The 282-nt window shown below is 64.2% G+C and carries 1 pseudogene; it reads right to left on the minus strand.

Annotated features, from left to right (window positions below):
• Positions 1–23: 23 nt before the first annotated feature.
• Positions 24–282: pseudogene (locus EN852_RS40310) on the minus strand (CHAD domain-containing protein); the annotation flags it as partial.

Consider the following 282-nt stretch of genomic DNA (forward strand, 5'->3'; position numbering starts at 1 on the left):
GGGAAAAGCATGTGCGGTCCGGATCAGCCGGTGGGCGCAATTGCGCCGGCGTCTTCGGCCGAGGCGGCAAGATCGTCGCGGGCCTTGCGGGCAAGCCTTTTCGTCGAGCGCGTGGGGGTGTCGTCAAACAGTTCGGCCGCCTCGGCAAGGCACGTCTTCTTCAGGCTCTTTTCCGAACGCTTGAGCAGCTTGCCGAGAAGTTTCGTATCCTCGGGCGGTCCCAGCGGCTCGTCGTCCGCCTCGAGCAACGCACGCATGACGAACACATCATGCAGTTCGCCG

Origin of the sequence: Mesorhizobium sp. M2E.F.Ca.ET.209.01.1.1 (assembly GCF_004010375.2) — a bacterium.
GTDB lineage: Bacteria > Pseudomonadota > Alphaproteobacteria > Rhizobiales > Rhizobiaceae > Mesorhizobium.